The organism is Phocaeicola plebeius (assembly GCF_003437535.1).
Lineage (GTDB): Bacteria > Bacteroidota > Bacteroidia > Bacteroidales > Bacteroidaceae > Phocaeicola > Phocaeicola plebeius_A.
In genome coordinates this window covers 50171-75983 of record NZ_QSQT01000022.1, presented here as the reverse complement: position 1 = coordinate 75983, position 25813 = coordinate 50171, and the positions used below count along the sequence as shown (strand labels likewise).

Below are 25813 nucleotides of genomic sequence, written 5' to 3'. Positions count from 1 at the left end.
AATGTTTAACTTGTCCAACTTTTTGGGGTCACTTCATTTTGAGACAGCCTCTTCTTTTTATCCAATATGTTTTTTTACTCTTTTATCTGAATCAGCAGATTAGACAGGATGGCAGTCAGCCCACCAGTTGTAATACCTGAAGAGAATATATTACGCACGGTTTCCGGCAACTGACAAAGAATATCCGGCACAAGTTCCACACTCAAGCCGAAAGAAAAGCTCAAAGCCATCACCAGCGTAGCCTTACGGTTGATTTTCTGTGCAGAAATGATTCGGATTCCTGCGGCAGCCACTGTTCCAAACATCAACAGAGTTGCTCCACCTAACACCGGTTCAGGCATTAACGAGAAAATCAATCCTACTGCAGGGAACAAGCCCAACAAGATAAGGAAACCTGCAATGAAGTATCCTACGTAGCGGCTGGCTACTCCAGTCAACTGAATCATACCGTTATTCTGAGCAAAGATCGAGTTAGGGAAAGAGTTGAAGAATCCGGCCAGCATAGAATTAAAACCATCAGCCAAGATGCCTCCGGAAGCACGTTTGACAAACGTTTCTCCTTCCACCGGTTCTCCAGAAATCAATGAATTGGCTGTAATATCTCCATACGCTTCAATTGCCGTAATCAAATAAACTAACGCTAAAGCGATGATTGCAGAAATATCAAATGAAATACCGTAACGGAAAGGGATAGGAATATTGAAACCACCATAGCTCTGTACAGCAGAAAAATCAACCATTCCCAATGCCCATGCCAATACGTAGCCAACCACCAGACCGATGACAATGGAACTCATTCGCAAATAACGGTTGGAACTACGATTGAAAAAGATAATCAAGACAAGTACCAAAGCGGCCAAACCAATATGGCGGAAAGCTCCAAAAGTACCATCTGCCTGTGCAGCAGCTCCACCTCCGCAAGCAGAGATTCCCACTTTAATCAAACTCATACCAATCAGTGTCACCACAATTCCCGATACCAAAGGAGTAATGACTCTACGTGTGTATTTCAACACCCGGCTAATTAACATTTCAACCGAAGAAGCTACAATACAAGCTCCGAAGATAGCACTCAGTCCACCGGTTAAGCCCGCAGAAATAATCGGACCAATGAATGAAAAACTGGTTCCCTGAATACACAGCAGTCCGCAACCTATCGGTCCTACGCGGCGGCACTGGATAAATGTAGAGATACCCGATGCAAAAAGAGCCATGGAAACTAAAAATCCGGTGGTTTCCAGGTCCAACTTCAATGCTCCTGCAATAATCAGCGGAGGAGTAATAATAGCCACAAAGATTGCCAACAAATGCTGCAAAGCGGCAAAAATAGAATCTTTTAAAGGCGGACGGTCATTCAACCCGTAAATAAGCCCAGCACTCTGAGCAGTTTGCTGTTGTTCTTTTTCCATTTAAAGATTTAGTCTTTTATTTTAATTTGACAATTTTCCAAGCTTTCAATTATCGCCAAAGATTCCACATGAATGCCCTGTGCTCTCAAATAATCTCCCCCATGCTGGAACGATTTTTCTATCAGGAAGCCCATCCCCACTAATTCAGCTTCTGCTTTCTGTACCAGGTCAATAATCCCCTTTGCGGCATTACCATTGGCCAAGAAGTCATCAATGAACAACACCTTATCGCCCGGACATAAATAATCCTTACTTACACACACATCGTACGTGCGGTCTTTCGTAAACGAATAGACAGTAGTTGTCAGCATGTTCTCCATTGTACTCGGTTTTTTCTTCTTGGCAAAAACAACCGGAAGTTCCAACAGATAGCCAACCATAATGGCAGGAGCGATACCGCTGGCCTCTATGGTCAGAATCTTATTGATTTTCGTACTGGCGAATCTCCGTACAAACTCTACTGCCATTGACTTCATCAGAATGGGATCCATCTGATGGTTAATAAAATTATCCACTTTAAGGATGCCTCCCTCAAAGCATTTTCCATCACGAATGATGCGGTCTTTAAGTGCTTTCATTGTTATGTTAAATGAACGAAATTGACTGTTAGTTTATTTGAAGGTGCAAAGTTACATGTTTTTTCTGAGATTTATGACAATTCTATTTCAAGAGATAAAAACAGACATAAAAAATCCGGAGAAACCCATTCAAGATTTCTCCGGAGGCAATCACTAACAGTCGGGTTACGACGGTATTTCCTCAATGGCTATTTCCGGAAGTTTCTCAGAAACCCAGTCAGACACTTCACAACCTTCCACTTTCAATTCTTCTTTCGTTAATCTCAACACAAACTGGTAATATTTACCCGCTTCAAACTGCTTTCCTAATTTGTTGGTAGATGCCGTATAAGACACTCCATCTCGCTGATAGGAAATAGAAAATCCTGAATCTTCTACCAAAGACTGTGGATTACATAACAAGAACAATGTATAGCCTGATTCTTCTGTGACGGTAGCTGGCTCCTCAAAATTCAAGGTCAATGCATGCACTTCAGATGACTCCAGATAGGAAATACCATCTTCTGCTTCCGATTCCGCAAAGTGATAGGTACTACGGCTAAACAAATTTTCTCCCTGAAAAGAAGCCTGGCTGATCAATACATTTTCTTCCGACAAATCTTTCTTTATCGTTATAGAAATAAAGCTGTATGCATGTCTGAAAGACGATTCACCCGTAAACGAAACGGTTCCATTATCCGTTTCCTCATAGCTGGCCTCACAGCGAGCTGTCAGAAAATCAAATTCACCTATACCCGCCAATGTTCCATTCTGCAAACTCAAATCTGGCATCGGAATATTGTCGCGAGTCGTTGATTCAATGGAAAAAGGATAATACGCACAATAGGTAAACTTATTAACCTTATCTTTCCATGACAGAGGAGATGCTGAAATCCATTGGCCTTCAGTCAATGTCCATTTCACTGGCTCACTCTCTTCCGGCATAAAAAAGCCAAGCTCATCACCTTCTGAAAAAGTCGTAACTCCAGATTCATCCGTCACAACCCTGGAGCCATTGGAAGGAGCATACACCGAAGCTTGTAAACTCAATTTCAACTCATCACCCATGTGCTGCAAATTCTCTTTTTGCTGGCAAGAAGCCAACAGGGACAAGACTAAATATGCCCCTAATAGATTTTTCTTTTTCATAACTAAATGTTTTAATAACGTAACATCATTCAATAATTAAAATGAAAGAATCTGAAAACGTTTCCCTTTTTATCGCATCTTTTTATGAAAAAAAATTCTTGAAGCTGTATTTTTCTTATTTTCGCGAAGAAATAAACTCAACACAAGGCTTTATGAAAAAATTATCCATCACTATCCTATTTTTCCTACTGGCTTTTTGTCAAATAAATGCACAGCAAGCCAAATACGTATTCTATTTCATCGGAGATGGAATGGGAGTCAATCAAGTGCAAGGTACAGAATTGTATCTAGGTGAACTTGAAGGAAAAATCGGTATCACACCCTTACAATTTACTCAGTTCCCCTACACAACCGTAGCAACAACCTTTTCTGCGACTAACGGAGTAACAGACTCTGCCGCTGCTGGTACAGCACTTGCAACAGGAAACAAGACAAAAAATGGTGCCATCGGAGTGTTAAAAGATTTACAAACACCCGTTTACAGTGTAGCTACATGGGCTAAAGAACGCGGATGCCGGGTAGGAGTGGCTACCAGCGTCAGTGTGGATCATGCAACTCCTGCCGCTTTCTATGCACATGCTTCAGGTAGAGGAAGTTATTATGAAATCGGAAAAGACTTATATGAAACCGGTTTTGATTTCTATGCCGGTTCAGATTTTCTTCAGCCGCAGGACAAGAAAAATCCGCAAGCAGCCAACCTTTACTCACTGGCTGATCAATACGGATACACCATTGCCAGAGGATATAAAGATTATCTCAAGAAGAGCAAAAAAGCTGACAAGATGATTCTGTTCCAGCCGGAAGCCGCTTCTAAGTCAGACCGTTCTTCCATACCATACGCTATTGACCGGGGAAAAAGCGACCTTACTTTGCAGGAGATTACCCGTTCGGCAATTAATTTCCTCTCTAAAGATTTATCAAAAGGTTTCTTCCTGATGGTAGAAGGTGGGAAAATCGACTGGGCTTGCCACAGCAATGATGCCGCTACGACCTTTCATGAAGTAATCGACTTTGACAATGCAATTAAGGTTGCTTACGAATTTTACTCACAACATCCGGATGAAACCTTAATTGTAGTTACTGCCGACCATGAAACCGGAGGTTTTGTTTTAGGAAAAGGTCCGTATGAGCTGAACCTGCAGGTATTCAAGAACCAGAAGGTCAGTGAAAGCGGATTCACCAGAGTCATCAACCAGCTTCGCTCTAAGACGAATAACCAAGTATCCTGGGAAGCTGTACAACAGGCTTTAAAAGACAACTTTGGTTTTTGGGATAAAATCAAATTAAACGAAAAACAGGAAGCTCGCTTGAAAACCGTGTACGAGCAGACTCTGAAAAACCAACAAGTAAAAATGGAAAAGAGTGAATATGCTCAAGACGAGCCCATTGCAGCTGAAGCTAAACGAATTATCAATGAAATAGCATTGACTGGCTGGACAAGTGGAGGACACTCTGCAGGATATGTACCTATCTTTGCCATTGGAGCCGGAGCCGAAAAATTCCAGAACCGAATTGACAATACCGAGATTCCGGTAAAAATTGCTGAAGCAGCAGGCTATACACGCAAATAAATCATTCAAAAGATAAATAAGGAGACAAGCGTTGAAGGTCTTTTTCGGTAAACTCTTCAAAGAGAGAGAGCCGGGAAAGACCTTTTATATTACCCCTTTTCCGGCGATACTCTAAAATGGCTTTAGCCTTATAAAAATCCATGTAAGGGTGATTGCGCAATTTATCCAATCCGTCTTTATTGACTCGTATTTTCCGAAAAGGAGTACCTTGCACAACAAACCATTTATTCAGACAGGTATCTACATGCGGAATTTCCTGTAACTGTTCCAAACGAACAAAACCTCCAAGACGGTTACGATAAGCCACAATCATTTTGGCGATACCGCTTCCCACACCTGGTATTCGCTTTAATTGGGCTGTATCCGCTTCATTCAAAGCCACAAGGGTTCCTTCCGGATATTTTTCAATTCGTTGTATTTTAACCTGTTCGCAAACAGAATCTTGTTTATTCTCCTCTCTTGGCGGTATCTGGATATAGGGTTTCAGCAATAAATATTGTTCCTCCTTCAACCCATAAATGCGAGCAAAAGCTTCCGGAGTACGAAAAGTCCCTCCCTTTTCTCGATAACGAAGAATATTACGAACCACAAAGGAAGGTAATCCCAGTTTTTTCAATTGTACGGAATCGGCTGTATTCGGATTAAAATCAAACAAAACGACCTCCTGCCCTTTCCTGACACCTGATGCCGTATAATTACGCTTTGCATAGGCAGTCTCCCGTTGCTTCACAGAAGCCAGGAAAGAATCTATCTCAGCAGAATCCTCCTGACGTACATATTCTGTCCTATAGAGCCTCCAGCATACCAACCAAGAAATGCCCAAGATTATCAACAGCCCTAAAAGAAGTAGAATTACTCTTCTTTCAGAACGGGAATAATAGAAAAAATCTTTCCACATTACCAGCTCAACAATCCCAGTTCATTGATAAAGATGGCAAGGATACCGATAGGAGCAACAAACTTCAGCACAATCAGATACACTGGAAAATAAGGAGCTTTCAACATTCCATAATTGGTTACCTCCCCTTTTACGATGCTCTTATCCAATACCCAACCGACAAACACAGCCGCAAACATGCCACATACCGGAAGCATAATTTTAGCCGTCAGGTAGTCCAAGGCATCAAACATATTCAATCCACCAATCTTCACGCTGCTCCATTCTCCTAAAGCCAATGAGGAAACCACACCTATCAACAGGCATCCTCCTGTTACAATGCAGGCTGCACGTCCTCGTGTAAAATGAAACTTCTCATGCAAGAAGGCCGTAGAGACCTCATGTAAAGAGATTGTAGACGTCAAGGCAGCCAAAGCCAATAACACATAGAAAGCTACGGAGCATATATAGGCCAGGAAAGGTACATTGGCAAAAGCCTGCTGGAACACATTAGGCAAAGTAATAAAAATCAAAGAAGGACCTGCATCGGGCTGGATACCAACTGAAAAAGCTGCCGGAAAAATAATCAGACCAGCCAAAACAGCCACACATGTATCAATCAGACCTACACTCATGGCCGTATGTCCCAAACGAGTCTCCTTTCCAAAATATGAAGCATAAGTTGAAAGACATCCCATTCCCAGACTCATGGAAAAGAAAGCTTGGCCCATGGCTCCTAAAAAGACATCAGGGGTTACCTTGCTAAAATCCGGATGAAGCAAAAATTTGATACCTTTTTCTGCCCCTGGCAACATAATAGAACAACCTGCCAAGAGAATAACCAGAACAAACAACAGAGGCATCATGATTTTAGAAGACTTCTCTATCCCGTCTTTTACTCCTTTCACAATAACGAAATGGGTAACAAACATAAACACAAACAACCACAGAAGCGGTCGGAACGGTTGCTGAGAGAAATCCTGGAACATGGATACATATTCTCCAGAAGTTTTTCCCGACAATCCGAATGAAGCAGCCTGCCATACATACTCCAAGGTCCATCCGGCTACTACCGAATAATATCCTAATATCAAAAAGCCGGTTAATACTCCGGCATAGCCTACCCATTTCCAGTGCGTACCCGGAGCCAACGTTTCATACGCTCCACCCGTACACGCCTTGGCACGCCGACCAATAGTAAATTCCGCAATCATTATAGGCAGTCCGAATACAATGACACAGCCCAGATAAATCAATATAAATGCAGCTCCACCATGATTTCCTGTCTCATAAGGGAAACGCCAAATGTTACCCAACCCTACCGCAGAGCCTGCGGCTGCAAGAATTGCACCTAATTTGCTTCCAAAATTCACTCTTTCACTTTTGTGCTGCATACATCATTTTATTATAATTACACTTCAAAACGGAGACAAAAGTACAAAAAATATCGTATTTTTGCACGAAAGATTAAAGTTTTACACAAAATGCAGATTTTAAGACATTATCCATTTTCTATTTTGACGGTTCTTGCCATTTGGTACCTATCCTTTTTTACTCCTCCACACACTCAATTGGAGGAAATCAATAACTTCGACAAACTGGTACATGTATGCATGTATGGCGGTCTAAGTTCCATTATATGGATAGAATACCTGATTCAGCACAAGCAAATCAAGAGTTTCCCACTAATCATGGGAAGCATCCTGTTTCCCATCCTGATGAGCGGATGCATTGAAATCCTGCAGTCATGCTGTACAGATAACCGCAGCGGAGACTGGATTGATTTTATTGCCAACTGCACAGGAGTATGCTTAGCTTCACTGGCAGGGCACTACATTTATCGCCCGTTCATCCAGAAAAAATATCACAGCCGGAGTCCTGACTCCAAGTCATAAAAAGACGAAACGCCGGGTGCTCTCACAGCAACCGGCGTCTATTAAATATATTATTTTAAAGATAGAGAGTTATCGTTTTTATCTGAAATCCTTCAAATCCTCCTGCAATCTCTGGCGAGTGAAATAAATACGACTCTTCACTGTTCCCAAAGGCAGATTCAATTTATCTGCAATCTCGCGATACTTAAAGCCCGATACATACATTGCAAAAGGTACACGATATTCTTTCGGTAATGCATTCACAATGCGGCGCATTTCCTTCAAATCATAAGCGCCCTGCATGGAGTCATCCTCAATATCCACTCCCAAGTTCAAGAAGAACTGATTGTCGGTATTGTCTACGTATGTCTGGTCACGCAAAGTCTTGCGATAATTATTGATAAATATATTACGCATGATGGTATAAATCCATCCCTTGAAGTTCGTTTCTGCTACATACTTTTCTTCATTATCCAAGGCCTTCAATGAAGTCTCCTGGAGAAGGTCATTCGCTTCCTCGCGGTCTGCCGTTAATTTATAAGCGAAATGAAGTAGTTCTGTCTGCATGCTCAATAAGTTCTGAGCAAATGTTGCCGTTTTCATAATTCTTTTAGTGTCTGTCTTGGTTTCGACACTGCAATATTAGTAGAAAAACAAAGAAGACTCTTCACAAAATCTGATATTCAAACGGGTAAAAACTGTCAATTGAGAGTTTTTACCCCTTGTTCTGACAGTTTTCAGGAAGGTTTTCACCCCATTTACTATAAGGTGACTTCATCAGGAACGAATTATAGTACTTCACCTGTCCGGTGACTTCCTCCCCTAAAAAAGGTGGACATTCAAAAGTTTCCTTCTCGTCAGTTAATTCAACTTCTGCTACGACCAGTCCATTATTTTCTCCGTAGAATTCATCCACCTCAAAAACGTGCGTCCCCCACTGTACCAGATAACGAGTTTTGTCAATCATTCCCGGCTCGCACAACCTCATCAATTCTTCCGCCTCCTGCAAAGAAAGAGCATGCTCCCATTCGTAACGGCTCATACCCGATACATCTGAAGGTCCTTTGATGGTCAGATAACCTTCCTCATTCTGGATACGTACCCGCACGGTGCGCCCTCTTTCACTACAGATATACCCTTGCCTGATACGCTTCTTTTTATAAGCCATAGCTTTATATGAATCATCACGCACCAGAAACTTCCGTTCTATTTCCTGCGGCATATTCTATCTAAGCTATCAAGAAGCCAATGTGTAACCTACAATCATTAAAATAGCCAATAGAATCAAGACAATACAAATCATCTTGAACAATCTATTGGCTTTTTCTTCCTCACGTTTTTCAAAATTCTGTCTTTTTACACTTCTGTTGCGTCCCATAAGTTTTCAATTTTAGATTTACAACCCTAAAATTACAACATCTTTGCAAAAAGACAAATAAAAAAGAGCGATTTTACTCAAAGTTATCAGATTTCGCTATCTGAAAACTCCATCAAGTAAGCTTTAATGAAACCGTCAATTTTTCCATCCATCACCCCGTTGACATCCGATGTCTGGTAATTGGTACGATGGTCTTTCACACGTCGGTCATCGAATACGTAGCTTCGTATCTGAGAACCCCATTCGATTTTTTTCTTTCCGGCCTCAACCTTAGCCTGCTCTTCCATACGGTGCTGCAACTCTTTATCATAAAGGATAGAGCGCAACTGACGCATGGCGTTTTCCTTATTCTTCGGCTGGTCACGGGTTTCCGTATTTTCAATCAAGATTTCTTCTTCTTCGCCTGTGTAAGGGTCTTTATACTGATAACGCAGACGTACACCAGATTCTACCTTGTTTACGTTCTGCCCTCCGGCGCCACCACTTCGGAATGTATCCCATGACAAACGAGCCGGTTCTACGGTTACTTCAATTGAATCATCTACCAAAGGAGTCACGAAAACAGATGCAAAAGAAGTCATTCGCTTACCCTGTGCATTGTAAGGAGATACACGAACCAGTCGGTGCACCCCGTTTTCTCCTTTCAGATAACCATAAGCATAGGATCCTTCAATATTCATCGTCACCGTCTTGATGCCGGCTTCATCCCCTTCCTGAAGGTTAGCTACTGACAACTTATATCCATTGCTTTCAGCCCAGCGCATGTACATACGCATCAGCATGGAAGCCCAGTCCTGACTTTCTGTACCTCCTGCACCTGAATTGATTTTCAGTACACAGTCCATCTGGTCAGCTTCCGAACGAAGCATATTCTTCAATTCCAGCTCTTCCACTGCAGAGATAGCTTTTGAATAGGCCTCATCCACTTCTTCCTCAGTAACCAGTTCATCTTTATAAAAATCAAAAGACAACTGCAGTTCATCCGCCAATGTCTTCACTTCCTGATAACCGGTAATCCACTGCTGCAAAGCCTTTACTTTTTTCATCTGCGCTTCGGCAGCCTTCTGGTCATCCCAAAAACCGGGTGCCTGCGTACGAAGCTGTTCTTCTTCCACCTGTATTTTCTTTCCTTCAATGTCCAGATAACGATACAAGGCTTCCGTACGTTCCTTCACGTCTTTCAGTTGCTCTATGGTAATCATAAAATACGATAAATTAGTCTGTTATTTTTTCTCGTTGCAAAGATATGAAAAAACAGGCACCCCTGAAAGAGTGCCTGTAGATAAAAGTCAGCTATTTAACCGACATTTTCTTCATACATTTTGTCGATAATATCCTTGTAGTTACGGGCTACCACCGCACGTTTCAGTTTCAGCGTGTTGGTCAGCTCGCCACGTTCCATACTGAACGGCTCCGGAAGAAGAGTAAAGCGCTTAACCTGTTCATAATGCGCAAACTCCTGTTGAAGCGTATCAATTCGAAGACGGAACAACTCAATAATCTGAGGATTCTCCAGTAACTCCTTTCTGCTTCCAAAAGCAATGTGATGTTCCTGCGCAAACTTCTCCACCTGACTGTATTCCGGCACAATCAGGGCCGATACAAATTTCCGCTGGTCCGCAATAATGGTCACCTGATCAATATAACGGTCTACCACCAGCTTGGTTTCAATGGCCTGCGGAGCAATGTACTTACCGTTGGAAGTTTTGAACAAATCCTTGATTCGGTCTGTCAAGTACAAGAAACCATCCTTCATATATCCGGCATCTCCCGTACGGAACCAGCCATCTTCTGTAAATGCCTGCTGGGTAATGGCTTCTTTCTTATAATATCCCTTCGTTATGGTACCTCCACGAAGCTGTATCTCGTTATTTTCTCCAATACGAACTTCTACTCCGTCGAGTACACGCCCTACCGCTCCCAAACGGAAATCTCCAATCCATTCACAAGAGACTGTAGCCGTACTTTCTGTCAGTCCATAACCAGCTATCATATTAATGCCCACCGAATGCACAAACTCTGCTACTTTCTCTGGAATAGCAGCTCCCGCTGTAGGGAAGAAATTCCCGTTTTCTATTCCAATTGTCTTCTTCAACAGGCTATAAATTGTTTTCTCATAAAACTTATATTTCATGTGCAACAAGGAAGGAGGCGTCTTTCCGTTCATCAGATACGTAATATTATGTTCACGCCCTACCCGAAGCGCATCCAGCATCAAACTCTTTTTCAGGCCCGTAGTCTCATTGATTTTTTCCTGTACTCCGGCATATACCTTTTCCCAAAAACGAGGCACACTGCACATAGCCGTAGGTCGTACTTCCTTGATTGTCTTCTGAATGTCCTGCGGACGCAGATTGATACACAGCATACATCCTTTATACAAACAATAATACGACCATGCTCTTTCAAAGATGTGCGTAAACGGCAAGAAATTCATGACGACATCATTTTCACCCAAATTGGTCAGACGTGCGTTATGCCCTTTAAAAGCAACGTCGTAGTTAGAGTGATGCAGCATTACCCCTTTTGAATCACCTGTCGTACCAGAAGTGTACAGAATATTCGCCAAATCATCCAAAGAAGACTCAGAAACCCGCTTATCCACTTCCGGCTGACACTCTTCTTTTTCACCCATCTGCAAAAAGTCCGAGAAATAGATAGAATTATTGTCACCTTCGGCACGCTTTACTTCGGGATCAAATATAATAATCTTCTTCAATGAACGACATAAGCCCTGCACCCGGTAAGCCACATCATACTGATACTGCTCTCCTACAAACAAAAAACGAATTCCAGCATCTTCTACAATATAATGTACCTGCGCTTCTGAGCTTGTGGCATACAAAGGCACAGTTACAATCCTATCTTTAAAAGCTCCAAAATCTACATACAGACACTCCGGCTTATTTTGAGAGAATACTCCTACATTTTCCTGTACTTCCACTCCTAATTTTACAAACGCACGGGCTGTTTTATCTACCAGATCAGCAAACCCGTTCCATGTGACAGGAATCCATGTAGCAGTGGTGTAATCACGGTATTTTAAGGCAACTTTATCCCCATATTTTTCAGCTTGTTGTCGTACAAGCCGGGACAAACATGAATTAACCATCTATCTTACTTCATTTTATTGGTTTATTCTGCAAATATAGGATTTTATTTGCAATGTCCGGCCAATCTAAAGCATTTCTCCTAAAAAAGACTATCTTTGCAAAGAATCAAAAAAACGGATTATTTATGATAGACACAGGTTACTACACATCTGAAGCACTGACTCTGTTACATTCCCTGATTGGAATCCCGTCCATCAGCCGGGAAGAAGAAGCCGCAGCAGACTTCCTGCAAAACTACATAGAAGAAACGGGAATCATGACCGGAAGATCCGGAAATAACATCTGGTGCATCAGCCCCATGTTCGACATCAATAAACCTACCATCCTGCTCAATTCACACATCGACACCGTGAAGCCAGTCAGCGGATGGAGAAAACAGCCGTTTACTCCCAAAAATGAAAACGGGAAATTATATGGTCTGGGCAGCAATGACGCCGGTGCCAGTCTGGTATCATTATTCCAGGTGTACCGTCACCTTAGCATGACAACCCAAAGCTACAACCTGATTTTCCTGGCTTCCTGCGAAGAAGAGGTATCCGGGAAAAACGGCATTGAAAGCGTCCTGCCTCAACTCCCTCCTATTGCATTAGGAGTAGTAGGTGAACCTACGGAAATGCAACCTGCCATCGCAGAAAAGGGACTTATGGTACTCGACGTCACAGCACGTGGAAAATCCGGACACGCTGCACGTAACGAAGGAGAAAATGCCATTTACAAGCTGCTGCCAGATATTGAATGGTTCCGTACATATAAGTTTCCTAAAGAATCACCCATTCTGGGGCCTGTCAAAATGAGTGTCACTCAGATCAATGCGGGTACACAGCATAATGTAATTCCTGATTTGTGCAGCATCGTGGTAGATATCCGAAGCAACGAATGTTACTCTAACGAGGAGCTGTTCGCCGAAATCTGCCAACATATACAGAGTGAGGCCAAAGCACGCTCATTCCGTCTCAATTCTTCCAGCATTCCGTCTGATCATCCGTTTGTAAAACGTGCCATAGAACTGGGGAAAGTACCATTCGGTTCACCTACGTTATCCGATCAGGCATTAATGCCCTTCCCTTCTGTAAAAATGGGACCGGGAAAATCTTCCCGCTCGCACACCGCCGATGAATACATTCTCGTCAGTGAAATAGAGGAAGCAATTTCAACCTATGTGCAAATCTTGGACGGATTAAAAATCTGATAGAATCTTTATCTGCATTATAAAAAGAGAGGAAAAAGATTGTCCAACTCAACAGACAACCATTTTCCTCTCTTTTTATTTTATATCCGGGAACGAGTCCCGGATAATCTATCAAAACTTCACTGTATTCAGATTCTTGTCAACCAGCATACCGTCCAGTACATTCAAGTCAATCTTTTGCTTACGTTTTGCCTTAAACTTGATTGTCATAAGTTCAGCATCCCCTTCCAGGTAAGGCTTTTCTCCAATATTTACAAAAGTAGGATACAAAGCCTTCGTTCCGTTCGTATGCAGACGGTCATTGGTCAGGTTACGCATCTCCTTCATGCCAGTCATCTCTGTTCCCACATATTCCAGTGCCTGAGGGTCATAAGGCAATGCAAAGCTGAGGGCATTGACCGAACGCAAACCTTTACCTGAAACACGAATTTCTACGGTTTCTCCCTCATTATACACTTTCTTAGCTGGAACAACCATGATTTCTCCAGCTACTGAAGGTACTTGACGACTGCTTACTCCTGACTCCATACGAATGGCTACCGCCGAAATATCATACGCATCAATCAGACCGTTCTCGTTCAGGTCACCCTTGCTGATATAGCCTTCAAAGTCAGAATCTCCTCTGCGCAAGCCTGTATAGTTCATATAAGAGGTCAAGTCATTCTCATCTACCAGCTTATCCTGGTTAATATCACCCGGAATATAGCTTTCTGAACCAGGTACCTTGAATACATACAATTCACGACCTGAGCCATACTGACCTGTAGCAGATACAACCGACAGCTTAATATAGCGTGCAACAGGCTGTTTCTCGAATACAAAGGTCTTCACGTCACTTCCTTTCCAGTCGAAAGTGCCAGCTTCGTGCCAATCAGACTTATCCATACTATAATATACAGTACCCTTGCCCAATGTACCGTTCCCGGCATCTAGACGAGGCAGATACTGGAATTTATCCAACTGGTTTACACTATTCAGGTCAATAATCAAATCAAAAGGAACTGCAGCCGTGCTCCACTTCGTATGCCATGCATCTCCCTCATCGAAGTTAAAGAGTTTATTCACTCCCTGACCTCCCTGATTCGGACAAGTAGTTTCTCCCTTGATTCCATGAATAGCAAATTCCAACGGATCTGATTTGGTAGTAGCCGTCACATTAGTCCATTCTGATGCACCTGTAGCATTCACGGCGCGTACCTTGAACGTGCAAGTAGTTTCCGGTCGTAAATCTTCAAACAGAAGTTGAGTGTTCCGAATGGTACTATACAGCATACCGTTGTATTCGATTTCATAATAATCGGCATTGTCAACCTTTTTCCATGAAGGTGTCAATGTATAAGCCCCTGTATTTTCTTCCGTCACCTCTGCTTCCGGAGCACGCAATGTTCCTTGGCTCACCAACAGTTTCTCAGCAGGTGCAAACACAAAGCCTTTCATTTCCAACTGAATATCGTTTTGAGTCACGTCCATTTCTTCCAGATTCACATGTACCACTGGATTCTTAATGACGTGCAGACGAGCCTGTTCACTACCCGGAGTGGCAAAACGATTCAACTCTGGACTCGACTCATAATAATATACATTCGCTCCTTTCTGCAATTCTTCCAAAGAAGTCACCGGAGTCAGTTTCACTTTCTTTCCGCCTACACGTACTGTCATTTTCTTCGGCTGCGCAGTTACATTGATACGGAAATGGGTACGCTTACGCGCTACCATTCCTTCGAAAGAGCCTTGCACTGGTTCTACACACACTGTCAAGTTCTCTCCCTCTACCACGGAACGGATATGCGTAGTAGCATACTGCCCCGCACGATAAGCTTCAGACACTCCATCGTCGTCGTATTCCGTAAACTCCGTATCGCCAGCCGGATAAAGTTCATACACACGTAAGTGCTTATCCATCTGACTCACATTGTTATGTGCTGCAGTCATCGGTAAAATAGCCCCCTGTTTGATAAACAATGGAAGTTTCCACAAAGGCGCCTCAAAATTATTAAGAATCCGTCCGCCCTGATACAAGTCACCGGTAAAATAATCTATCCAGTTTCCTTCAGGCAGGTAAATGCCATTACGTACATCGTTTCCGTTCGCATCGGCCTGTGTATTCTGATATACCGGAGCCACCAGTACATAAGGCCCGTAAAGGAACTGATAGCGGGTAGACGTTCCCAGTGTATAGTCATTCGGATAATCCAGGAACATGGCCCGAACCATCGGCTTTCCGTCCACGGCCTCACGGGCTATACTGTAAGTATAAGGCATGAACTCCGATTTCATCTTCAGATACCAGCGATTGATGGAAGCAGCCGGCTCACCCAGCACTTGCGGATATTTCGGGTTTGTCCCCCATCCGTCCATGTTCAACTGCATAGGAGTAAATGTTTTCCACTGGAAGTCACGTACATTGACCGGAATATTCTTTCCACCGAAAATACCATCCATGTCCGAAGAAATATTAGGTTGTCCCGACAATCCTGAACCGATATAGGTCGGGATATGGAAACGAATGTATTCCCATTCACCTCCAGTCTGGTCGCCCGACCAGATACCTGCATAACGCTGTGTACCTGCCCATCCGTCCAGTGAAATAATAAACGGTCGTGCATTGTTGCCGTAATAAGGCATAATCTGTCCCACATCGGCCACTCCGTTCAATCCGAAAGAATAGCCAGCTCCTACCCAGGCTACGTCGGTTTTCAATACACGTACACCTGCATCGCGCACTTCTTTCACAATGTCACGCTGAAGCAAAGCTTCTACTCCTTCTTTGGGATGCAAGTCCGACTGTGTCCACAATCCGATTTCCACTCCCTTGGCACGGGCATATTCACCCAGTTCCTTCAAGTTCTGGATATTACCATCCAGCGTAGAAGTCTGTCCGTAGCCGGCTCCATAACCGTCATTAGGCAGAATCCATCCTAACGGCATATCGGCCGCATTGTAACGGTCAATTACCGCACGTGCCGAGAACTGGTAATTGTTCTTTTCACCATTCAGCGATTCCTTGATACCGCCATTGTCTTTCTGGCTTTCCTTGTATCGTTTTCCGTCTTCAAACAGAATACCCTTTTCGTCTTCTTTCCAATAGTCACGGTTATAGGCATTCAAATGTCCCTCATAAAAACCAAACTTCGGTAAAAGCACCGGATTACCGGTCAGCTGATAAAAATCATTCAACAAGGCTACCGGACTGTCATTTACCATGAAAAAGACATCCAGGTAGTTTTCTTCATGCGACAGCTTCACCACTTCCTTATCAGTTGCTCCGAAATCATATAGTCCGGGACGGAACGTGTACCACATGACACCATATCCTTCTGTAGACCAGTAAAAAGGAGTAGGAGAAGCCACTCCACCATCTGTCCACTGGTTCGTATTGACAATACGGATGCTTTTCCCTTTGTGAGAAAAACGGCCGTTCTGTACACCACCTCCATAAAAATACTCATTATCGTGTGCTTTGAGTGACAGGCAGACTTGTTTTTCCATGAAATCCACCGGACGTGCTGATTCCACTACCACCTTCTGGCGGATTTTATCCGTAATCTTGAACAGCGATGTACGCTTGTCCATTTCTATCTGAATTCTGGCCGTAGAAATCGTAATCACTCCGTCCTTGTCTGTCAGCGACAGCTCGCCGACCTCTTTCCGGGGACGGTCTACCAGAATCTGGGCTTCAGGAGAAGCCTGCGGGTCGCGCACAATGCCTCCCTGATTGTCCTGGAACATCCGGAAAATATTCTCACCATAAAAATCAAGCGTCATGCGCTGCTGGTTGGAAAAGACCACTTCCACCGCCGACGGATTCAGCACACTGGCGCTGCTGATAGTTATCTCAGTCTGCTGTGCAGCCCATACAGAGGCAGGGGTACTCAACAGGCCCCCAAGTACACACAGAGACAAGACAGAATAATACTTTAGCTTCATAGTATAACATTACTAACGGTTAGACTTCTCTATTTTCTCTCTTTGCATATTTTGCAAAAACCGCACGAATGTATAACTATTTATTGAAGTAAAAAAGGATATGTAAATTACATTTTTTATTTTATTATTTTCTAACAGACAGATGCTATAAAATTTTAAGTATAGAAAATTAGAATAAATCTTTCACCTGAATTTATAACACAACAATAAAAGTACTAATTAAAAATCCGGTAGTACCTTAAAAAGGATAAGCACTACCGGGTAAGATATTCGTTAATCTCCTTCATAATAAGGATTCAATTTTGTCGGAACTGGAGCATTTACTCTTTCTATCCAACTAAAAATCTTTTTCTTTAAAATCGAAACCATTTCCTCGTTTACACAAGACAAATCATATTCTTCCAAAGGGTCTTTATCCAAGTCAAATAACTCTGTATTCTCATTTTCGTAATAATAAATCAATTTCCATTTGCCTGAACGCACAGAAGTATACGGCTTTGCCCTAAAACCTTTTCCATTATCTGTATACGATTCAAGATAAGCCGGGAAATGCCAGAATAAATCTCTTTCAATAGAAGATTTTTCATTACTCAATAAAGGATAAATATCTGCTCCATCAAGTTCATCACCTATCTTTCCTTCCAAATACATTTGAAAAGTAGAGAAGAAATCAATGTTATTGACAGGACAGTCCGAAATTTTACCGGCTTTGGTCACATCAGGCCATTTAACTATTAAAGGCACTCTATTTCCACCTTCGTACGGCATTCCTTTACCTCCTCTGACTGTATAATTATCTGTTATAGGCTCAGAACCACCGTTATCCGAATTAAAAATAATTATAGTATTATCACTTATACCTAATGAATCTATTATACCACATATCTTTCCTACACTATTATCCAGTGTTTCAACCATCGCAGCATAGACTGAATTCGTATGATATTTACCTTTGACTTTCTTCTCATATTTATCCACAATACTCTGCGGAGCTGTAATAGGAGTATGCACTGCATGGTGTGCCAGATAAAGGAAAAAAGGTTTTTCTCCATGTGCAGATTCCTTTATGAAAGCTACAGCCTCATCGGTCAATCTGTCTGTAAGATATTCTCCTTGTTTACCTTTCTCCAACCCTATATGACACATCCCCTTATTATTACAATAAGGATAGTAATAGGAATACGGTGTTCCGGCTCTTCCTCCAGCCACATTCACATCAAAACCTCTTGATAACGGTCCTGTACCATCTTCATCATCACCCAAATGCCATTTTCCAACATGACCACATCTATAGCCGTTTCTTTTAAACAACTCCCCCATAGTAGGTATATCCTTCCTCAAATCCTCCACATTGGGAATGGGAATCAGTTTACGTTTCGTTCTGTCTCCCCTGTCAGGAGGGCTTACAGTAAAGATTCCATGCCGGGGCGTATACATTCCGCTCATAAAACAGGCCCGGCTTGGAGCTGAGTTAGCCGCAGAAGAGTATGCGTTCGTAAACACCATTCCTTCTTCAGACAATTTATCGATATTAGGAGTTTCATAAAAATCACTTCCCGTATACCCCGTATCGTTCAGCCCCAGGTCATCGGCCATAATAAACACGACATTCATTCTTTTGTTCTGAGCATATAATGCACAAGACAACATCAAAGAGGAAAAAGCAATCACACAATTCTTTTTCATAGAGGTAAAGTTATTTTGAATATATCACTTTCCTTATGTTCTTTCTTTATTATCTCTATCATTTGCTTTACTATTTCCGGATGATTGGTCGAAATATCATTATCCTCATGAATATCATCAGCCAGATTATACAGATGAGGAATACCCTTCTTAACCACAAGTTTCCAGTCACCCATACGTACTGCAAGCTGGTCTGTTTCATGGAACTCCCAATAAAGATAATCATGCTTTTTCTGGTTTTCATCATCACCAAACAACGTAGGAACAAAAGAAATACCGTCAAAACAATCACCTTCAAGATTTTTATTTATGTATTTTTTAGGAAATTTCTTATCTCCTATAAGCTCACAGAAAGTAGGCATAATATCATAAAAAGCAAGCTGATGATCATTCACGGTACCAGCTTTCACTTTCCCTGGCCAACGCACGATAAACGGGATTCGTATGCCACCTTCATAACACTGGCGCTTCAAGCCACGCAATTTTCCGTCACGACCAAAAAATTCAGGATCAGCTCCTCCCTCTTCATGAGGGCCATTATCACTACTAAATATTACTATTGTGTTTTCATCCAGACCTTTTTCTTTCAGTTTCGCAAGTATTTCACCGACGTATGCATCCAAACGGGTTATCATACCGGCAAATTCTGCATGTGTATGTACTGCAGGATTGTATCTGCTACCCTCAGATCCCCCCCAAGTCTTATCATGGAAAAACTTCTCTTTATATTGTTTCAAAATAGAATCATTAGGCTGAACAAGTTCTGCATGAGGAAGCGTATAAGTAAAAAATCCATAGAAAGGCCGACTACCATCCTGGGAATCTATCCATTTCAATGCTTCCTGATGAATTAAATCTGCAGAATACTGAGGACGTTTCTTGTAATCATCGCCATACATCGGATATTTGATATTCTCATCCAATGTGATACGTATAGTAGCAGTATCACCATTCGATTTACTATATCGGTTCAAGAAATTAGGATAATAGAGATGAGCCTGAAACTGACAGATAAACCCGTAGTACTCATCAATGCCACGCTTGTCCGGAGTAGAACAAGAGCCTTCATATCCACCAGCCCATTTCCCAAACATACCGGTAGTATATCCGTTCTTTTGCATTATTTCAGGAAGAATAATGTGATTAGGGTCGTATGGTTCTTGTCCAACTACCGTATACTCATCATTATCTCCATACTTCATCAACGGAGAATCTCCCCAATACTCTTTATTTCCACGCACATGAGAATGCCCAGAATGCTGTCCGGTCATGATAGTCGCACGTGAAGGGGCACTAACTGGACTCCCGGCATACGCCTGGGTAAACCTCATACCTTCCTGAGCCATACGGTCTATATTGGGAGTACTAATGTATTGCTGTCCATAACATCCCAAATCACCATACCCCATATCATCACAAAGGATAAAAATAATATTAGGCTTCTGCTCCGATGCTGCACTGACCATACACAAAGGAAGAGCAGCGAAGCAACTTGTAAATAAAACGTCTTTTCTCATCATATTAGATTTTAAAACAAGTCCTGGTTTATAAACTTATTTGAAATAAACCAGGACTTACACTTCAATTATTACCTATCACCAGCCAGGATTCTGTTCAAGCTTATCGTTAAGAACGATTTCAGTTGTAGGAACCTGATACAAATAATATTTTTCCAGCCATCCTTTAGGTTTCGGGAATAAAAATATATTACCCTCTGCCAAGGAACCATTTACGCCATCAGACTCACCTGTAGCAGGATTGTACAATGTAAGTCCAGCCGCATTAGCCACTTCTTTCTTGACCCAAGTACCAACTGTTACTCTATTCAGGAACCAAGGCGCCATTCTCCATCTGCGAATATCATAAAAGCCAAAACCTTCACCCATGAGTTCCACAATTCTTTCTCTACGTATTTCCCAAAGAACAGGATCTACCAACACACCATTTTCATTATCCTTTGGATAGTATTTTCCTCGGTTAGGATCAAAAGAATCATCAATATCTGCAACAACCATTTTGTCAACACCTGCACGTTCACGAAGCTTATTTATAGTTTCTTCAACTGTGGTCTGCTCTATTCTTCCATTTAGTTCGTACTGGGCCTCAGCCTCATTCAAAAGAATCTCTTCAATCTTGAATATAGGCTTATCTGCTGTATTCAAATTTCCATTATTGAAATTAGTTTCCCAACTGTCCCAGTTTTTCCATACATAATATCCAGAACGGCACATCACAAACGCTCCTGTTCCAAGTCGTGGAATCTCAGGCACCAAAGCTGCCGTCCAATTCTGTCCTGGCAATCTTTTCATGCCAACACCAGGATTAGAACAAGTTTCATTTATACCCATTACATCTATATATTCTCTATCTGCACTCTCTCCTGTAAACGACCAGGTAGGATAATCACCACTACCTGCACTTACCTTATACGGAGGTATAACAGTCTGGTAAAGTCTGGGGTCACGTTTTCTGAAGATATGATACATATCCTTATCCTTTCCCTCATAACCAGAAGCCGAATTTGCAATAGGTTTGCCATTCTTCATCAAATACAAGTCCACAGTAAACTGATTCATTTCTATGGGGTGAGAAGAAGTATGTTCTACATAGCAAGCCCCATGAGGATTGATATTTGCCACATACGATTTGTACAATATTATACCAGGAATACCTTTCAGGTCTTCTGTAGTCCACATTTCACCATATCCACTAGCTGGAGACTTGTCGGTCCCTTTATATAGAGTCGGATATGCTTTCATAAGAATCGCATTCGCAGCAATACACTCTTTAAGATAGTCATCCCCTCCTTCAAGACCATGATACTTTCGCCATGTACCTTCGCGAAGACCGAATCGTGAAATGGCAAAAAGAATACAGTCTTTATTTATGGTATTCTCACCATCATTAAAGTCACCAATATGTTCATACGCCCATTTTAAATTTGTCATGACATTCTTCGCCACTATATCTCTACTGATTCTTGGTCCGTATGCTTCCGGCGAATTTTCATCTAAGACCGTATCTACCCAAGGAACATCTCCGAATCTGTCAATAAGTTCCATATACCAGAATGAATGGAAAAAGTTTCCTACAGCTCGCCAATGATCTTTTTCGGCCTGTGTCATCTGTGAAGAATCCAAATGAGACCACATTATATTAATTCTTCTTATAAATGAGCTGAAATCCCATCCATTTCCAGAAGCAGTACTACCTTTCACCTGATTGGCAAACTCATTATAACCGGCCACATTATTTTTTTGGAGGTAACCTGCATCCACATCACCAAGATAATGCCCATTAGCTCCCCATGCTGAACCAGAAGCAATAGAGGTCCTAATCGTTGTATTGGTGAACATTTCATAACAAGGCCACATAAAGGCCTTAAAGTTATCATAAGAATTAAATGCAGTTTCTTCTGTCAATTCTGTAACAGGAGTTTTGTCAAGAAAGCTATCATTACATCCTGTAAATGCAATACTTGACAATATCATCATATTAATAAAAATCTTTTTCATAAAACTATACATATTAGATTTTACAATGTAACATTTATACCAAATGAAACCGTACGGAATGCAGGATAATCCCACGTCAATGTTTCCGGGTCAATACCTTTAGGTAATGACGAGAATGTAGCTAAGTTTTCTATACTCACAAATGCTTTCAATTGACGTAATAGCAACTTAGAAATCACCGGTTTAGGGAATGTATAAGAAAGTGTCACATTCTTAATTCTGAAATAAGAAGCATCACAAAGATATTTATCAGATTCACGATAGTTTGAAGCCTGATTACCATAGCTTCCATAAATACGAGGATATTCTGCATCCGGATTAACACAGGTATAATCACCATTTGCTACATCAGCAGGCTTCCAATAATTCTCAAGACCTTCATACAATGGAATAAATTTAAAGTCAGAATACAACGGGAATGTCAATGTATTAGCAATCCATTTATCTCTTCGACCGGTTCCTTGCATAAACACACTTAAATCGAAGCCCTTATATCCCAAGCCCAAATTGATTCCGTAAAGGTACCTAGGCATCTCATTTCCAATCACCTTTCTATCACCAGGATTCTTTAAAGTATTATCACCACTTGTAATCAAGTTAGTACCCTTCTCATCATCACGTAAATTCTTGAATTTCACATCACCCGGCATAGGATTTGCGTTATCCGGTTTGGCAATGCCATCTTTTAATTCCCAAGTAGTAGTATTCTTAAAATCATCTACTGTATAGAATCCATCGAATTCATACCCCCAAATCTCACCGACTTCTTTACCTTCATAATAATCCCAGAATGTATATGTTCCTCCTGTATAAATATTTGTTCGCTGACTACTAAGCAAATAATCAGAATTTCCATCATATTTAGTAATGATTGATTTACTATCAGAAAGATTGAAACCTACCCGATATTCAAGATTACCAACCATATCTCTCCAGTTCAGCGCAACTTCCCATCCTCTGGTCCGCATATCTGCAGTATTCTGATAAGGAGCTTCTGCACCCACTACAGCTGGCAATTGCATACCCGGAGCCAACATTCCATTAGTATTTCTCTGATACCAATCGAAAGTTCCGGTAAGTCTGTTACTCAACATTGTCAAATCAAGACCAACGTCAACAGTTCCAACCTTTTCCCAGGTAAAGTTCTGACTTACAAGAGAAGGCAGCGTAGTTATAGCAGCCACATAGTTTCCATTCTGCAACCATCCGTTGTACTTATTGTTGATAGACATAGTAGGATTAAAGGCATAAGTAGGAATATTTTGATTACCTATCACACCATACGAAGCTCTCAATTTCAAACCATCCAGCCACGTACGGGTTCTTTCCATAAAAGACTCCTGCGCAATATTCCATCCAGCTGATACTGAAGGGAAAAATCCGAAACGTGAATTTTTCGGGAATTTGGAAGAGCCATCATATCTACCATTAACTTCAAGTAAATAAATATCATTATAGCTGTAATTTACCCTAAAGAATCCACCTCTTACAGCATATTCGTCATAGCTGTCATTGGCTTTAAGCGTAGAAGTACCTCCACCAAGCGAAGGAACCTCAATCACTGCCTGACCATAAGAATAAGCTTCCAATTCATCCATATAACTGGATTCCTGGTTAAAACCAGCCATAAACTTCATCTTATGAATATCTTTAATAGTAAGATCATAAGTTGCATAAAGATTTATAGCGTTATAATTTGTAGAACGTTTTCTTTTCTCCAAATAATCTTCAGCAGGAGTAACACTCTTATCACCCTGTACTGTAGTGTAATATTCACTACCTGTATACCAATGATAATCGTAGATATTCTTATCAAATGTATATTCAAAAGCTATTTGCAAACCTTTCAGCGGCTTCAATATTGACTTTAAGAATATTCTCGGGTTATCAGTCTTCTCAGTCATGGGATTAGACCATTGAATCTGATTTCTAGAAGTAAAGAATGGTAAGCCAGCCACCTCTGGAACAATCTCTTCCGGCATAGTTCCTTCTGGATAGAATGAGGCGAGTCGAGTAGAATATATTGCTCCTAAAGCCGATTTAGGTTCACTCTTTTTGCCGTGTGCATAAGAAAAAGTAGCCTCTTGAGTAAACCAATTAGTCAAATCAGCTGACATAAACCCGCTTACATTCATTCTGGTATATTTATCTTTATTCGTAATAAGCACTCCATCACTTGACAAATAACCTGCAGAAAGTCTGTAGCGAACTTTATCAGTACCTCCACTTGCCGAAATATTATGTGTCTGCTGGAAACTTCTTTCCAACATATTCTTCACAAGATCTTTTTCATTCAAGAAATAAATTCCGCCATCAGCATCCTTATAAATTCCATCACCATAAACTTTCATCGAAGAAGGATCTTTCTTATATTGTTCCAGATACTGCAGCCACTTACTTACACTAGGAGTTCCTTTTGTCCAAAATGCATCACCTGTTGCATCAGAATAGGCTCGTAAGTAAGTTTCCAAAGACGTTTGTTTTGGAAGATTTATAGCACTAGCAAAAGCAAAGTTGTTATTATAGTTAAGCGTGAACTGAGTGTTCTTTTGTGGACGTTTAGTAGTTACCAATATCACACCACCAGCAGCTCTTGCACCATAAATAGCAGATGAAGCAGCATCTTTCAAAACAGTAATGCTTTCAATATCTTCAGGGTTAACCAAATCTAAATCACCTTCCACATTATCTATAAGAACCAAAGGTTCTATCACGGCTCCATAAGAACCATCTGTGGTATTTTGTGCACCCAGCGAGTAGGCACCTCGAATTTGGAAGGACTTTCCCTTTCCTGGAGCATTTCCATTATTAGATACCATAAGTCCCGGCATAGTTCCCTGTAAAGCATCTGACGCGGAAACTAAAGGACGGCTACCCATTACTTCATCCATTTTTACAGTAGAAACAGACCCTGTAAGATTTGCTTTCTTCTGTGATCCAAATCCCACAACCACCACTTCGTCAAGAGTTTCTGTATCTTCTTTCAGGCTTACAGTTAAATCATTGGTTTGGTTCGTTACCTTTATTTCCCGAGTATTAAAACCGATATAAGAAATCTGAAGAGTACAATCTGACGGAACATCAAGAATAAAATTACCATCCATATCAGTTATAGTACCTATAGATGTACCTTTCACCAATACATTGGCACCAATAATGGGTTCTCCAGAACTATCTTTTACAATTCCCTTGACCTTTCTTGTTTCCTGCTGGCTCACAGCATTGAAAGCAGTATTGGCAACATCTCCTTTTTTCAAGATAACTTGACGATCGTTTATTTCATAACTGACTCCTTGTCCGGCAAATACTTCATCGAGAATTTCATCGACTTCTTTTCCGTTTGCATTTATACTAACTTTCTTTGAAGGGTCAAATGTGTTTTCATAATATACAAAAACGAATTCACTTTCATTTTCTATCTGCTCCAACACTTCTTTTACAGTTGAATTAGATAAACTAAAACTAAACTGCACTGACTGAGCATAAGTTGTAGTTCCATTCATTTCTGCTATAGGCAGTAAAAATAAAGGTAGAGTACATAGTGTTCTTATACTATTACTCCTGAAAA

Annotated in this window: 18 protein-coding genes; 3 read left to right on the top strand and 15 right to left on the bottom strand. The window is 41.3% G+C overall.

The window, feature by feature from the left end:
- Positions 1–74: 74 nt before the first annotated feature.
- The 3 genes from DXD04_RS11970 to DXD04_RS11960 form a co-directional block, all read right to left on the bottom strand.
- Entirely contained in the window at positions 75–1409 is a 1335-nt protein-coding gene (locus tag DXD04_RS11970) for a nucleobase:cation symporter-2 family protein (RefSeq protein WP_022053318.1), read from the bottom strand.
- 8 nt (positions 1410–1417) lie between these two features.
- Complete coding sequence (gene xpt, locus DXD04_RS11965) at positions 1418–1987, bottom strand: xanthine phosphoribosyltransferase (protein WP_022053319.1); 570 nt, start codon at positions 1985–1987, stop codon at positions 1418–1420.
- A gap of 165 nt (positions 1988–2152) precedes the next feature.
- Entirely contained in the window at positions 2153–3115 is a 963-nt protein-coding gene (locus DXD04_RS11960; RefSeq protein ID WP_117673484.1) for a fimbrillin family protein, read from the bottom strand.
- Between the two features lie 152 nt (positions 3116–3267).
- On the opposite strand from DXD04_RS11960, the gene DXD04_RS11955 reads away from it, so the two are divergent.
- Positions 3268–4686, top strand: a complete 1419-nt coding sequence (locus DXD04_RS11955; protein ID WP_117673497.1) for an alkaline phosphatase — start codon at positions 3268–3270, stop codon at positions 4684–4686.
- 1 nt (position 4687) lies between these two features.
- Here the strand turns inward: DXD04_RS11955 and DXD04_RS11950 are convergent, their stop codons facing one another.
- Together DXD04_RS11950 and DXD04_RS11945 are read right to left on the bottom strand one after the other, a co-directional pair.
- A complete protein-coding gene (locus tag DXD04_RS11950; protein ID WP_117673482.1) occupies positions 4688–5584 on the bottom strand; it encodes a helix-hairpin-helix domain-containing protein in 897 nt (298 codons plus the stop codon).
- A complete protein-coding gene (locus DXD04_RS11945) occupies positions 5584–6957 on the bottom strand; it encodes a sodium-dependent transporter (RefSeq protein ID WP_117673480.1) in 1374 nt (457 codons plus the stop codon). Before DXD04_RS11945 ends, DXD04_RS11950 begins: the two co-directional genes overlap by 1 nt.
- 90 nt (positions 6958–7047) lie before the next feature.
- On the opposite strand from DXD04_RS11945, the gene DXD04_RS11940 reads away from it, so the two are divergent.
- Positions 7048–7458: a VanZ family protein gene (locus DXD04_RS11940; protein WP_117673478.1), complete on the top strand. Its 411-nt coding sequence runs from the start codon at positions 7048–7050 to the stop codon at positions 7456–7458.
- A gap of 78 nt (positions 7459–7536) precedes the next feature.
- On the opposite strand, the gene DXD04_RS11935 is transcribed toward DXD04_RS11940, so the two are convergent.
- The 5 genes from DXD04_RS11935 to DXD04_RS11920 form a co-directional block, all read right to left on the bottom strand.
- On the bottom strand, positions 7537–8040 hold the full coding sequence (locus DXD04_RS11935) for an RNA polymerase sigma factor (protein ID WP_022053665.1): 504 nt from the start codon (positions 8038–8040) through the stop codon (positions 7537–7539).
- Between the two features lie 112 nt (positions 8041–8152).
- On the bottom strand, positions 8153–8659 hold the full coding sequence (locus DXD04_RS11930) for a CYTH domain-containing protein (RefSeq protein WP_117673476.1): 507 nt from the start codon (positions 8657–8659) through the stop codon (positions 8153–8155).
- A 15-nt stretch (positions 8660–8674) separates the two neighbouring features.
- Positions 8675–8815: a hypothetical protein gene (locus DXD04_RS16715; RefSeq protein WP_007559960.1), complete on the bottom strand. Its 141-nt coding sequence runs from the start codon at positions 8813–8815 to the stop codon at positions 8675–8677.
- Positions 8816–8901: 86 nt separating this feature from the next.
- A complete protein-coding gene (prfB, locus tag DXD04_RS11925; protein ID WP_007559958.1) occupies positions 8902–10017 on the bottom strand; it encodes a peptide chain release factor 2 in 1116 nt (371 codons plus the stop codon).
- A 95-nt stretch (positions 10018–10112) separates the two neighbouring features.
- Positions 10113–11927, bottom strand: coding sequence for an AMP-dependent synthetase/ligase (locus DXD04_RS11920; protein WP_117673474.1), 1815 nt, complete (start codon positions 11925–11927; stop codon positions 10113–10115).
- A 125-nt stretch (positions 11928–12052) separates the two neighbouring features.
- On the opposite strand from DXD04_RS11920, the gene DXD04_RS11915 reads away from it, so the two are divergent.
- The gene (locus DXD04_RS11915) at positions 12053–13117 is read left to right on the top strand and encodes a M20 family metallo-hydrolase (RefSeq protein WP_117673472.1); all 1065 of its coding nucleotides are present in this window, start codon (positions 12053–12055) and stop codon (positions 13115–13117) included.
- Between the two features lie 111 nt (positions 13118–13228).
- Here DXD04_RS11915 and DXD04_RS11910 read toward each other — a convergent pair whose 3' ends face one another.
- The 5 genes from DXD04_RS11910 to DXD04_RS11890 form a co-directional block, all read right to left on the bottom strand.
- A complete protein-coding gene (locus DXD04_RS11910; protein WP_117673469.1) occupies positions 13229–17044 on the bottom strand; it encodes a TIM-barrel domain-containing protein in 3816 nt (1271 codons plus the stop codon).
- Positions 17045–17317: 273 nt separating this feature from the next.
- A complete protein-coding gene (locus DXD04_RS11905) occupies positions 17318–18694 on the bottom strand; it encodes a sulfatase (RefSeq protein WP_117673495.1) in 1377 nt (458 codons plus the stop codon).
- Positions 18695–18726: 32 nt separating this feature from the next.
- Positions 18727–20250 carry an arylsulfatase gene (locus DXD04_RS11900; protein WP_407440260.1) on the bottom strand — a complete coding sequence of 508 codons (1524 nt, stop codon included), beginning with the start codon at positions 20248–20250 and terminating at the stop codon, positions 18727–18729.
- Positions 20251–20325: 75 nt separating this feature from the next.
- Positions 20326–22245 (bottom strand): RagB/SusD family nutrient uptake outer membrane protein, encoded by a 1920-nt coding sequence (locus DXD04_RS11895; protein WP_117673467.1) that lies wholly within the window; start codon positions 22243–22245, stop codon positions 20326–20328.
- A gap of 20 nt (positions 22246–22265) precedes the next feature.
- On the bottom strand, positions 22266–25748 hold the full coding sequence (locus DXD04_RS11890) for a TonB-dependent receptor (protein ID WP_117673465.1): 3483 nt from the start codon (positions 25746–25748) through the stop codon (positions 22266–22268).
- Between the last annotated feature and the right edge of the window lie 65 nt (positions 25749–25813).

Excerpts from the sequence above, each read along its gene's own strand:
- DXD04_RS11970 (WP_022053318.1), bottom strand. The coding sequence starts at position 1,409 with ATGGAAAAAGAACAACAGCAAACTGCTCAGAGTGCTGGGCTTATTTAC.
- xpt (WP_022053319.1), bottom strand. The coding sequence starts at position 1,987 with ATGAAAGCACTTAAAGACCGCATCATTCGTGATGGAAAATGCTTTGAG.
- DXD04_RS11960 (WP_117673484.1), bottom strand. The coding sequence starts at position 3,115 with ATGAAAAAGAAAAATCTATTAGGGGCATATTTAGTCTTGTCCCTGTTG.
- DXD04_RS11955 (WP_117673497.1), top strand. The coding sequence starts at position 3,268 with ATGAAAAAATTATCCATCACTATCCTATTTTTCCTACTGGCTTTTTGT.
- DXD04_RS11950 (WP_117673482.1), bottom strand. The coding sequence starts at position 5,584 with ATGTGGAAAGATTTTTTCTATTATTCCCGTTCTGAAAGAAGAGTAATT.
- DXD04_RS11945 (WP_117673480.1), bottom strand. The coding sequence starts at position 6,957 with ATGCAGCACAAAAGTGAAAGAGTGAATTTTGGAAGCAAATTAGGTGCA.
- DXD04_RS11940 (WP_117673478.1), top strand. The coding sequence starts at position 7,048 with ATGCAGATTTTAAGACATTATCCATTTTCTATTTTGACGGTTCTTGCC.
- DXD04_RS11935 (WP_022053665.1), bottom strand. The coding sequence starts at position 8,040 with ATGAAAACGGCAACATTTGCTCAGAACTTATTGAGCATGCAGACAGAA.
- DXD04_RS11930 (WP_117673476.1), bottom strand. The coding sequence starts at position 8,659 with ATGCCGCAGGAAATAGAACGGAAGTTTCTGGTGCGTGATGATTCATAT.
- DXD04_RS16715 (WP_007559960.1), bottom strand. The coding sequence starts at position 8,815 with ATGGGACGCAACAGAAGTGTAAAAAGACAGAATTTTGAAAAACGTGAG.
- prfB (WP_007559958.1), bottom strand. The coding sequence starts at position 10,017 with ATGATTACCATAGAGCAACTGAAAGACGTGAAGGAACGTACGGAAGCC.
- DXD04_RS11920 (WP_117673474.1), bottom strand. The coding sequence starts at position 11,927 with ATGGTTAATTCATGTTTGTCCCGGCTTGTACGACAACAAGCTGAAAAA.
- DXD04_RS11915 (WP_117673472.1), top strand. The coding sequence starts at position 12,053 with ATGATAGACACAGGTTACTACACATCTGAAGCACTGACTCTGTTACAT.
- DXD04_RS11910 (WP_117673469.1), bottom strand. The coding sequence starts at position 17,044 with ATGAAGCTAAAGTATTATTCTGTCTTGTCTCTGTGTGTACTTGGGGGC.
- DXD04_RS11905 (WP_117673495.1), bottom strand. The coding sequence starts at position 18,694 with ATGTTGTCTTGTGCATTATATGCTCAGAACAAAAGAATGAATGTCGTG.
- DXD04_RS11900 (WP_407440260.1), bottom strand. The coding sequence starts at position 20,250 with ATGATGAGAAAAGACGTTTTATTTACAAGTTGCTTCGCTGCTCTTCCT.
- DXD04_RS11895 (WP_117673467.1), bottom strand. The coding sequence starts at position 22,245 with ATGAAAAAGATTTTTATTAATATGATGATATTGTCAAGTATTGCATTT.
- DXD04_RS11890 (WP_117673465.1), bottom strand. The coding sequence starts at position 25,748 with ATGAATGGAACTACAACTTATGCTCAGTCAGTGCAGTTTAGTTTTAGT.